Origin of the sequence: Candidatus Tremblayella phenacoccinincola, assembly GCF_009805595.3 — a bacterium.
Classification (GTDB): Bacteria; Pseudomonadota; Gammaproteobacteria; order Burkholderiales; family Burkholderiaceae; genus Tremblaya; species Tremblaya phenacola_D.
On the sequence record NZ_VMQO03000001.1, the window covers coordinates 78064 to 87910 of the forward strand.

A 9847-nucleotide genomic window follows, 5' to 3' on the forward strand; every position below is an offset into this window, starting at 1 on the left:
GTTCCTCAATGTCTAACTAGACGAATGTGCGGTTGTTATTGAATCTGTGGTTAAATAATGAATTCAATAGTGATCTCAGCCACAGCTAAACTATTGGGGTTTGTTCGAGATAACCCGTTCTACTTCTTTTGTCTTCTATACATTCCATATTATCCCGGCTTTTGTGGATTCTCTTCTAACTGGTTGCTATGGTTGTCTAAGAATCTTGATGCATACATTGACTGCAACGTGGTTAGTTATTGTTATTTTAACGAAGTGTTCACCTAGTCTCCTAAATACGGTAGGCATGTAGAGTTGATCTCTCCAAACGTAAACATTAAACTTCCTTAATAGAAAAAGAACGTCAGTTTCTTTAACGGACTCAAACAGTTCACCATTATCTTTAGCTGTTCTCATATAAAGTAAGTAAGATGGAAATCTGTAGGGTTGGTCAATAAGAAACATGTGGTCGATATCTTTATTCGGACTTATTACTTGTATATTGAAAGGTGTTGTATATTTGTGAGGTAACAGAAGGTTTCTAGCATAACCGTTTTTAACGTACACAACGGCTCCTATGACTCCAAGATTTCTTAGGTTTTCTAGTAGGATTACTTTCATTGGTTTCTATTCGGTTCTTTGTTTATTAAATGCAAGCTGGTGTAGGGAAGTAATGAAAGAAACCTTGCTCGTTTGATTGCAGTACTTAACTGCCTTTGGAACCGAGTCTCAGTACCTGTTAGTCTTGAAGGAGTGATTTTACCGAAGCTAGTGACGAAAGCTCTTAGAGTTTTAATGTCTTTGTAGTCTATATGTTTGAATTTGGAACAGGTGAAGTAGCAAGCTTTCTTCTTTAATGTTACCCCGTTCTTAACATTGGTTGTGGGTTTAGGTTGCTTTTTCATTCTTTTTGCTCTTGTGAAAGGTTATCGTTTTCTATGGACTTTATAAACGCTGACTTGCAGGTTGGTTTGTATTTACGCTTCACAATAAGATACCTTAATAACATACGACAATGTTTGAGTTTAGTGGTTAGCTTAGCTAAAGAATCACAAGAGCATTCGATGTTCATACAGTAAAAATAAGCTGTGGAGTTGTTTTTAATGGCATAAGAAAGGTTTTGTTTGCCCCAACATTCATACCGATGCACCAAACCACCTACAGAAAGAACAGTTCCACTCAACTCTCTGAAAAAAGAAACCGACTCCTTATTGTTTACTGCGTCCATTAGATATACTATTTCGTAATGACTCACTTTGATATACGCTCTTCCAGTTGTTAATTGAGGTTTAGATATTGATGGGGGGCTTTTTAAGGGGAACCTACTATAGCATAACCGAACGTTCTGCTTTTAGCTTTGAATCATTTTGGTTTATAACAGCTTTAATTGGTTCCCCTCCCATACAAACCCAACGATGTTCCTAGCTAATATTCTTTACCAACTATTCCTAACTGAGTTCTTCATTAGAAACCCAACGTTAGCTTTATAGGATCTTCTAAAGATTCTTTAACTGTTCTTAAGAAAGAAACAGCATCTTTGCCATCTATCAATCTGTGGTCGTAGGATAATGCTAAATATATCATAGGTTTAACTTCTACTTTATCGAACAAAACAATGGGACGCTGCTCAATTGAATGAATTCCTAATATTGAAGATTGAGGTGGGTTTATTACTGGTGTTGATAACAAAGATCCAAATATGCCTCCGTTAGAAACTGTGAACGTGCCTCCACTTAGCTCTTCAATAGTAATCCTGTTGTGCATTGCTTTTGTCATAAAGTTAGAGATATTCTTTTCAATTGTATGTATGCTCATTCTTTCAGCGTTTCTTAGAGTTGGAACAATTAACCCAAGTGGGGAATTTATAGCTATACCGATATCTTGAAACTCATGATACACTATAGAATCGTCTTTGACTGAAGCATTCAGGATAGGATATTTCTTCAGTGCAATTGAGGAAGCTTTTACGAAAAAGCTGGTTAAACCTAACTTAACGCCATGCTTTTTGGTAAACTCAACCTTGTACTTTTCTCGAAGCTTAATGACTGAACTCATATTTACTTCATTGAAAGTGGTAAGAGTTACACTTGCTTTTTGAGCTCGAAGTAACCGTTGGATTAAGCTCTTTCGTAATACAGACAAAGCTACGTATCTTTCTATTCTGTGGTTTCTTGTCTGATTGCAAAAGGAAGTATGAGTTGCTTTTGTATTTAAGCTAAGGTTGTTTGTATTTCTCAGTCTTTCGGTAGTTCGCATATAGGTGTCAGAAGAGGTTGGTTTAGCAGAAAAGCTTTTAGTTTCTATTACTGCCAGAGTTTGACCACTGTGCACTACTTCTTTTTCAGGAACCTTAATTATCTTAATCAGTCCATTAACTTCAGAAGGAACATCTAAAACAACTTTGTCTGTCTCCAACTCAAGCAGGCTATCTCCCTTCTTAACATATTGTCCTTCATGCTTTCTCCATTTTAGAACAACAGCTTCTGATACAGACTCTGCAAACTGTGGAGCTTTAACTTCAATCTCGGTAGTATCCATATTTATCCCTCTTTAACCGAATGTTGAAAGCATTGCTAGTAACGAAGTGACTTTGAAACCTGAACTCAACATCAAATCCTAATGCGGTTGAAGCAGAGCTTTGAACACCACAATAAACAACTCTATTCTTAACCACGTAGCGAATATATGGTTCAATGAAATACCATATTCCCTGATTCTTAGGTTCATCTTGTACACTCAAAACCTCACAGATTGATATGTATTGTTTTGGTATACAATGCTTAGGAAATGGATACAGCTGCTCCAGCCTGATAATAGAGATCCTGTTAATACTAAACCTGTGTTGATAGGCTGCTAGTTGGAAATAGATCTTCCCTGAACATAACAGCAGTCTCCTTAAGTGTTCATACCTTACATTGTACTTCTCCTCCACAATAGTCTTCCTAAACCTATTAGCTGTGAAGTCAGAGATGGTAGACCAAGAAGCCTTAAGTCTAAGTAAGGACTTAGGGGTTAATATTGTTAATGGTCTTTTAACTTTCCTTGACGTCTGTTCAAGAATGACATGAAATAGCTGCGCAGAAGTGGTAGGATGTACAACCGTAATATTATTGCTTGAGCATAGTTGCAAAAGCCTCTCAAGTCTTGCAGATGAGTGCTCTGAACCCTGACCTTCCTGACCATGCGGAAGATATAACACTATGTTTGAACTCTGACCCCACTTAGAACCACCAGAAGCAATAAACTGATCAAGCAGGACCTGCGCACAGTTGATAAAATCTCCGAACTGCGCTTCCCAGATCACCATCGCATAAGACTTAACCAATGAATAACCGTACTCAAAACCTAGAACTGAGCCTTCGGACAGTGGAGTATTTATAATATGTATTCTACCTTGAAGTGACGATATGTTTTGTAAAGGAGTATAAGCTGGAATACCTTGAAAACTCTGATTATAAACTACTGCATTTCTGTGCATAAAGGTTCCTCTTGAAACATCTTGGCCTGATAACCTTATTGGAATTCCTTTGTTTAAGACTAAAGCATAAGCTAAATGTTCACTGGAATTCCAGTCTAGAGAAGCGCTTGTTTCTATTACCAGGTGTCTGTTTAAGAAGCTACGTTTTAAGAGTGGATGGAGACTAAACAATTGAGGAAGCCTAACTAACTTACCTAGCAACCATTTAAGTTCTTCTGTTAAAGCTATACAATTGCTGTTAACTCTGATGCTTTTGAAGATATGTATTTTTCTTATGCGTGGTTGCACTGGCTTTTGGGTTTCTAAAGAGACTAGGTAATGCTTTCTTACTTTTAAAAAGGTTTCGGTTGTGGCTGGTTCCTCGTTTGATATGAACTGTAGGTAAGTCAGGTTGATGGGCTTGTGTGCTTTTATAGAACTGTACATAAGAGGTTGTGTTATTTCTGGAGTGTCTTGTTCATTGTGACCCAACCTCCTAAATGCAATGATATCTAAGACTACGCTTTTTAGAAACTTCATTCTAAACATTAGCGCAAGCTTTGAAATAAGAACCACAGAGTCTGGGTTGTTTCCATTCACATGAAATACCGGCGCTCCTATTGTTTTGAGATGTTCGGTGCAAAAGGTAGTAGAACGAGTTTCTTTAGGTTGAGCCGTAAATCCTATTTGATTGTTAATGACTATATGAATTGACCCATATGTTCTGTATTGTTTAATGCCTGAAAAGTTTATAGCTTCGGACACAACTCCTTGTCCTGTTATTGCCGCATCTCCATGTATCTGAATTGGAAGGACATATTCATTCTTTTTCTTAGGTGTGTTTATAGTATTTAGTTTAGCTTTTGAGATGCCTTCAACTATTGGGTTAACTGATTCTAGGTGTGAAGGGTTATAGACCATTGTTAGCTTTAAACTATTCTTATGGACCATACGGGACACACAGCCAAAGTGATATTTAACATCAAAGCTTTGAATATAGTCTTCTTTGTGTTGAAGCGAATGTACAAAGAATCTGTTTGTTGCTTCGTGATATAGGTTAATTAATATGTTAAGTCTTCCCCGATGTGCCATACCAACTACGATATCTGTAATCTTCGACTTGGACGCAAGGCTTATTAGGGAGCTTAATAGGACAACAACAACCTCGGAGCCTTCAATAGAAAACCTCTTCTGACCTACATACGTCTTAGCAAGGAGATTCTCCAGTTCATATGCTTTCGTTAGAATAAATAAGATACTTTTCTTTACGTCTAGGTTCAAGCTTAATCTATTCAGTACGGGTCTTTCTAAAGTGCGGTGTATCCACAAGCGTTTAATGCTATTTATATGAGAAACTTCAGGATATATTCCATGGCAATAAGAGCTTCTCAGAAAACCTAAAGCTAACACATTTGGAAACAAGTCTTTGCTGTTTAATGGTTCTAAGTTCCTAAGTGTGTTATTGAAGCCTCTGTACAGCTCTATTGTTCTGTTAGCGTTATACATTTTGGAAACGTCTGAGAAATAGATATTCCAACAGCCAGAGAGCGAATGTGGGTTATTAGTATATTTACGATACAGTAACTCAATGTATTTTATATTTTCAATGGAAGAGTCGGTCATTAAGTTAAGCTGGGTTTATTAGATGCGTATGGTTGAAACGTGAACTTGCGATACAAGCTCGCATAGGCTTATGAGTCTTTAATGGGGGGGGGGAGTTGTTTTAACAAGCTCTTCGGTTGGTATAAAAGTGAGCTTTGGGGTATCTTTTAGGTTTACTCTTGCATACAGTGTTCTACATATTGTTTTGGAATAAAGAGCTAGTATTCTTGCTACGTTGCTTTTATTACCAAATAAACTAGAGAAGCTAACAATAAGTCTTTTACGGTCTTTGGATAAGATTATTCTCTGTGCAGTTATAATATTGTCCCTTAATTCTTCGGTGTGTGTTAGGATATTTAATAACTCGTACTTTAGCCTGCTAATGCTTCTTTTGTAAGAGTGAGCCCTCTTTTTATGTTCAAATGTCATCAGAAACTAAGCTAAAAGAAAACCTCAAGCATGTCACCAACATATAGTTCTTGTAGGGTTTTTAGCACTACCAAAACTCCGCACTCAGAACCCCTCTTAACTTCTTCTACTGGAGTTTTAAAAAGTTTTAAAGTACGAACCTCGCATATTCCAACTTCCTTACCGTTTCTTGAAACTATGGTGCTTTTCGATCTTTTCAAAACACCAGCTTCTACTATGCAACCTAAAATTGCTTCGTTGCCTGAAACATTAAAGACTCGCTTAACTGTTGCTTTTGCTTGTGGTTTGTCCCTGCTTTCAGGCTTTGATTGAAAACCAACAGACCGTAAGTCTTCTGCTAGCTCATACACAGTTCGAAAGCTTTTAATAATAACTTTGCGTTCTTTGGATAGCTTTAGGATTCTGGAATTAGGTTTTATTCCTAATGTGATGATAACTGCTCCAGATATGGCAGCCATCCCTATGTCACTTTCGTACACTAAACCTACGCTTTTGTGGATCACTTTTGCTGGTATGTTGTTTGGTATGTTGTTAATGGTATTAACAGCAGCTTCAATCATTCCATAAGTCCTTGACTTAACGATGTAGCGAAAGCTGTTATTGTCAGTGGTTCTTAACATATCGAACATGGTTTTTATGTTAACACACTCAGGCTCTTCAGGTTTATTATTCAATATGCATTTGCGCTGTGTTGCAAGGTCTTTGGCAGCTTGTTCTGTTGGCACTACTATGAACTTAGCACCTGGTTTAGACGGAGTAGGTAAGCCGTAAATGTTAGCCGGTGTAGCTAGTGACACTCTTTCTATACGTTTGTTATGTTCATCGTATGCTAGTCTAACTCTACCGTAGTCACTGTTAAGTAAAACTATGTCTCCGAGGTTAAGAGAACCAGCCTGAACTAATATAGTTGTGCATATGCCCATAGTTGGAGTTACTACTGAATTAATAACTGTTCCTCTTGCTGGTATATTAACTAGTGTCTTTAGCTTATGTGAAAGCTTTGTTCTTTTGGCTTCTACATGGATTGAAGTCATCAGGTTTGGCACACCTATTCCCTTCTTGGCTGATAAATACACCAACTTCGAGCCATCAGCGTTTAGTTTAGACTTGCTGTCAAGGCTTGAGAATATGTTTTTAACATTGGGTCTTTTGTCTATCTTATTAATTCCTAATACAACTGGTTTTCCAATAGCTTTAACGTTGGTTAATATCTTTTTGCATTCTTCAGTAACACCATCATCTATCGCAATTAGAATAACTACAATATCTGCTAGTTTTACCCCATAGTTTCTAGTCAGTTCAAATGTTACGTGGCCTGGAGTATCAACAAATATTAGTTTTCCAATTGGAGGTGTGATGGAGCTGTATGCGAAGATATCTTGTGTTATTCCTCCAGCTTCGTAGTTAGAAGAATCAGCATTCCTTATACGTTCTATAAGTGTAGTCTTTCCATGATCTACGTGACCTACAATAGCAACAACCAAGGCTCTTTTACCTATTCTGTTTATGCTTTCGTTTATGTTCTCCATTAGCTTGAGTAGGTTTCTTAAAATGACAGGTGTTAAGAACTATATTAGTAAATGCTCAGCTTCTTAAGAGACAATATGCAAGCTGTTTGAGGGTTCTGCCAAGATGTGGAGAGGGTGTGTGTGAAGAGGAGGAGGAGCTGGAAGGTAAAGCTAGGAAGGGGTTTGAGAGGAGGAAGAGTGTTTAGGTTTGTCTCTGTGTTGATGAAGAAGAAGGTTGATGATGGTGGAAGAGAAGGAGGGTGTGAGGGAGTTGGAAATAAATGTGTGTGAAAGACTGGGAGTGTGTGAGAGAAGAGGAGAATGAGAGAGGAGAATGGTAGGAGAAGAAGATGGGTATAGAAGATGGGTATAGAAGAAGAGAGATATAATAGGAAGCTCTTTCCCCAACAGGTGGTATGTCCATGCCTATAGCTGCACGCATTAGAACCTAGAACTACCAGGTATTTCATAGTGAAGACAACAGCCATAAACATAACCATAAGCATAACTTCAACTAAACGAATTAATGGTGAAGCCTCAATCAAAACCTTCCCCTTCTCTCCCTCCCCCCAAAACCTATAACAAGTCCTTCCTTTCCTTTCCTTTCCTTTCTACCTCTTTACTACTCTTCCTTTTCCCCCCAGGCTTCCCCCTCAACACATCCAATACATTTTACCTTCTTTCCCCTTCCTACCTTTACCTTCCCCCCCAATAGCACCACCAAATACCTTCAACACAACCCTGCGTTAAAAGTATAAACTAATATCAATAACCCTCAGCTTTTCCCACAAAGCCAACCAATGTACAACCTCTTAGTTCGTTAACTCAGCTGGTAGACCCACTATGAAACCAACCTTTAAGCTTAGACTACCGGTGTATCTGGATTATAACTCTACTACGCCAGCTGATTCTAGAGTGGTGGACAAAATGCTACCATTCCTCAGACACAAGTTTGGCAACCCAGCCTCACGTTCACATATCTTAGGCTGGGAGGCTGAAGCTGCTGTAGAAAAAGCTAGAGAGTTCGTTGCTAGTTTAATCAAAGCTTCCAGTAAAGAAATTGTATGGACCTCAGGTGCAACTGAATCTAATAACTTAGCAATTAAAACCATCGCTCTTTCAAACCTTAACAAAGGAAGACATGTTATTACTCTAAAAACTGAACACAAAGCCGTCCTTGACACCTGTAGATACTTGGAATCAAAAGGCTTCATTGTTTCCTATTTAGCAGTTAACAACAATGGTTTGTTAGACCTAAACCTACTGAACAAATGCATACAGCCTGATACCATCCTTGTAGTCATAATGTATGTTAACCATGAAATAGGGGTAATTCAGAATATAGAAAGCATAAGTAGCTTATGTTCAAGCTATGGAATTCCGCTTCATGTTGATGCAGCGCAAGCAGTTGGTAAAGTATCAATAAATACCTCCAAGACTCAGATCAACACCATGTCTTTAACATCTCACAAAGCCTATGGACCCAAAGGAGTAGGGGCTTTGTATGTTAACAAGGCTAATGTATTTAAGATTGAACCTCAGATGCATGGTGGTGGTCAAGAGAAAGGCGTACGTTCTGGAACTCTTCCAACACATCAAATAGTAGGAATGGGTGAAGCGTATCGGTTGATATACAACGAAGGCTTATCAGAGTTTAAGACCACAAAGCAGCTAAATGTTCATTTGGTTAAGGAATTAGTATCTATTGTTCAAGTAAACGTTAACGGAAGTTTAACATCTCGAATTCCACACAATATCAACATTAACATAAAGTATGTAGAAGGAGAAGCATTGATGATGTCGATGAAGAATGTTTGTGTTTCTTCAGGCTCTGCATGTACTTCTTCAGCTTTACAACCCTCATACATATTGCAAGCGATAGGCTGTATTCAAAACGTCCACAACTCTATTAGGTTCTCTCTAGGACGTTTCACTTTAGCTTCTGAGGTTGAATATGTGTCACAGGCTGTTATAGAAAAGATTAAAAGATTAAGACAGCTTTCACCACTTTGGAGTTAAAATGCTGTATAGTAAAAAGGTTTTACGTTATTATCACAGCAACAAAAATGTAGGCTCTTTCCCAGAAGGTGAAAACAACATTGGCACTGGGGTGGTTGGTTCGCCTTCATGTGGAGATGTTTTGAAGTTACAGCTAAAGATTGAGAATGGAGTTATTGTTGGTGCAAAATATAAAACTTACGGCTGTGGTTCAGCTATTGCTTCAAGTGCCTTGGTCGCTGAGTTAGTACAAGGAAAAACCCTAGAGCAAGCAATGGCCATCAAGAATATAGAGATAATTAATGAATTGGGTCTACCCCCAATTAAAACACATTGTTCGGTTTTGGCAGAGAATGCAATTAAGACAGCCATTACAAACTTCTATACAACAAACCCTAAAGATAAACCTAAAGCTAATTAAGAAATAATGTCACTACATTTTACAATGGAAGTAAGCCAATATGTTCGTTGTTTTATTAAGCCCTGGCAATACATAAGGATTAGGGTTTTTAAAGCTGGTTGTAATGGATTGTCTTATGAATTCAAAGCTGAGTCCAGAACCAGAAGGGAAGACCTAGTATTTTGTATAGATGGTGTTAGGATTCTGTTAAACCAAGACAGCCTCCCATGTTTCAAAGCTCTTAAGGTAACTGTTAGAAACGTTAGTCTTGGAATACGGATAGTGTTTGTGAATCCAAAAGCTACTTCAATATGTGGTTGTGGTAAGTCTTTAAGTATTAGTAGAAGCTAGCTGTTAAAGGTTAGTTGAGTAGTTTATTAGGGTTTTATTATTATTATTTGGATGATATGTGTGTATACGAGAGGGGAGAGAGAAGCTCTTTAATAGCTATAGCTGTTAACTCTCTCCTCTCCT

Annotated in this window: 10 protein-coding genes; 3 read left to right on the top strand and 7 right to left on the bottom strand. The window is 37.9% G+C overall.

What is annotated here, in order from left to right; translation table 11 throughout:
- Positions 1-186: 186 nt before the first annotated feature.
- The 7 genes from FKM95_RS00385 to FKM95_RS00415 form a co-directional block, all read right to left on the bottom strand.
- Entirely contained in the window at positions 187-600 is a 414-nt protein-coding gene (locus FKM95_RS00385; protein ID WP_159128912.1) for a 50S ribosomal L9 C-terminal domain-containing protein, read from the bottom strand.
- Complete coding sequence (gene rpsR / locus FKM95_RS00390) at positions 597-884, bottom strand: 30S ribosomal protein S18 (protein WP_159128906.1); 288 nt, start codon at positions 882-884, stop codon at positions 597-599. Before rpsR ends, FKM95_RS00385 begins: the two co-directional genes overlap by 4 nt.
- Positions 881-1234 (bottom strand): 30S ribosomal protein S6, encoded by a 354-nt coding sequence (gene rpsF, locus FKM95_RS00395; protein ID WP_226338817.1) that lies wholly within the window; start codon positions 1232-1234, stop codon positions 881-883. The genes rpsR and rpsF overlap by 4 nt, the downstream gene beginning before the upstream one ends.
- Positions 1235-1443: 209 nt before the next feature.
- The gene (locus tag FKM95_RS00400; RefSeq protein ID WP_159128908.1) at positions 1444-2517 is read right to left on the bottom strand and encodes a 2-oxo acid dehydrogenase subunit E2; all 1074 of its coding nucleotides are present in this window, start codon (positions 2515-2517) and stop codon (positions 1444-1446) included.
- Positions 2498-5059, bottom strand: coding sequence for a 2-oxoglutarate dehydrogenase E1 component (locus FKM95_RS00405; protein WP_159128909.1), 2562 nt, complete (start codon positions 5057-5059; stop codon positions 2498-2500). Before FKM95_RS00405 ends, FKM95_RS00400 begins: the two co-directional genes overlap by 20 nt.
- A 78-nt stretch (positions 5060-5137) precedes the next feature.
- The gene (locus FKM95_RS00410) at positions 5138-5467 is read right to left on the bottom strand and encodes a hypothetical protein (RefSeq protein WP_159128910.1); all 330 of its coding nucleotides are present in this window, start codon (positions 5465-5467) and stop codon (positions 5138-5140) included.
- Between the two features lie 11 nt (positions 5468-5478).
- Positions 5479-6996 carry a GTP-binding protein gene (locus tag FKM95_RS00415; protein ID WP_159128911.1) on the bottom strand — a complete coding sequence of 506 codons (1518 nt, stop codon included), beginning with the start codon at positions 6994-6996 and terminating at the stop codon, positions 5479-5481.
- A gap of 822 nt (positions 6997-7818) precedes the next feature.
- On the opposite strand from FKM95_RS00415, the gene FKM95_RS00420 reads away from it, so the two are divergent.
- The 3 genes from FKM95_RS00420 to FKM95_RS00430 are packed head-to-tail and all read left to right on the top strand — an operon-like array spanning position 7819 to position 9724.
- A complete protein-coding gene (locus FKM95_RS00420; protein WP_159128901.1) occupies positions 7819-8994 on the top strand; it encodes an aminotransferase class V-fold PLP-dependent enzyme in 1176 nt (391 codons plus the stop codon).
- A 1-nt stretch (position 8995) separates the two neighbouring features.
- Positions 8996-9394, top strand: a complete 399-nt coding sequence (locus FKM95_RS00425; protein ID WP_159128902.1) for an iron-sulfur cluster assembly scaffold protein — start codon at positions 8996-8998, stop codon at positions 9392-9394.
- 6 nt (positions 9395-9400) lie between these two features.
- Positions 9401-9724 (top strand): HesB/IscA family protein, encoded by a 324-nt coding sequence (locus FKM95_RS00430; RefSeq protein ID WP_159128903.1) that lies wholly within the window; start codon positions 9401-9403, stop codon positions 9722-9724.
- The last annotated feature ends 123 nt before the right edge of the window (positions 9725-9847 follow it).

Coding starts and splice junctions, on each gene's coding strand:
- FKM95_RS00405 (WP_159128909.1), bottom strand. CDS start 5,059: ATGACCGACTCTTCCATTGAAAATATAAAATACATTGAGTTACTGTAT.
- rpsR (WP_159128906.1), bottom strand. CDS start 884: ATGAAAAAGCAACCTAAACCCACAACCAATGTTAAGAACGGGGTAACA.
- FKM95_RS00385 (WP_159128912.1), bottom strand. CDS start 600: ATGAAAGTAATCCTACTAGAAAACCTAAGAAATCTTGGAGTCATAGGA.
- FKM95_RS00420 (WP_159128901.1), top strand. CDS start 7,819: ATGAAACCAACCTTTAAGCTTAGACTACCGGTGTATCTGGATTATAAC.
- FKM95_RS00400 (WP_159128908.1), bottom strand. CDS start 2,517: ATGGATACTACCGAGATTGAAGTTAAAGCTCCACAGTTTGCAGAGTCT.
- FKM95_RS00425 (WP_159128902.1), top strand. CDS start 8,996: ATGCTGTATAGTAAAAAGGTTTTACGTTATTATCACAGCAACAAAAAT.
- FKM95_RS00415 (WP_159128911.1), bottom strand. CDS start 6,996: ATGGAGAACATAAACGAAAGCATAAACAGAATAGGTAAAAGAGCCTTG.
- FKM95_RS00430 (WP_159128903.1), top strand. CDS start 9,401: ATGTCACTACATTTTACAATGGAAGTAAGCCAATATGTTCGTTGTTTT.
- FKM95_RS00410 (WP_159128910.1), bottom strand. CDS start 5,467: ATGACATTTGAACATAAAAAGAGGGCTCACTCTTACAAAAGAAGCATT.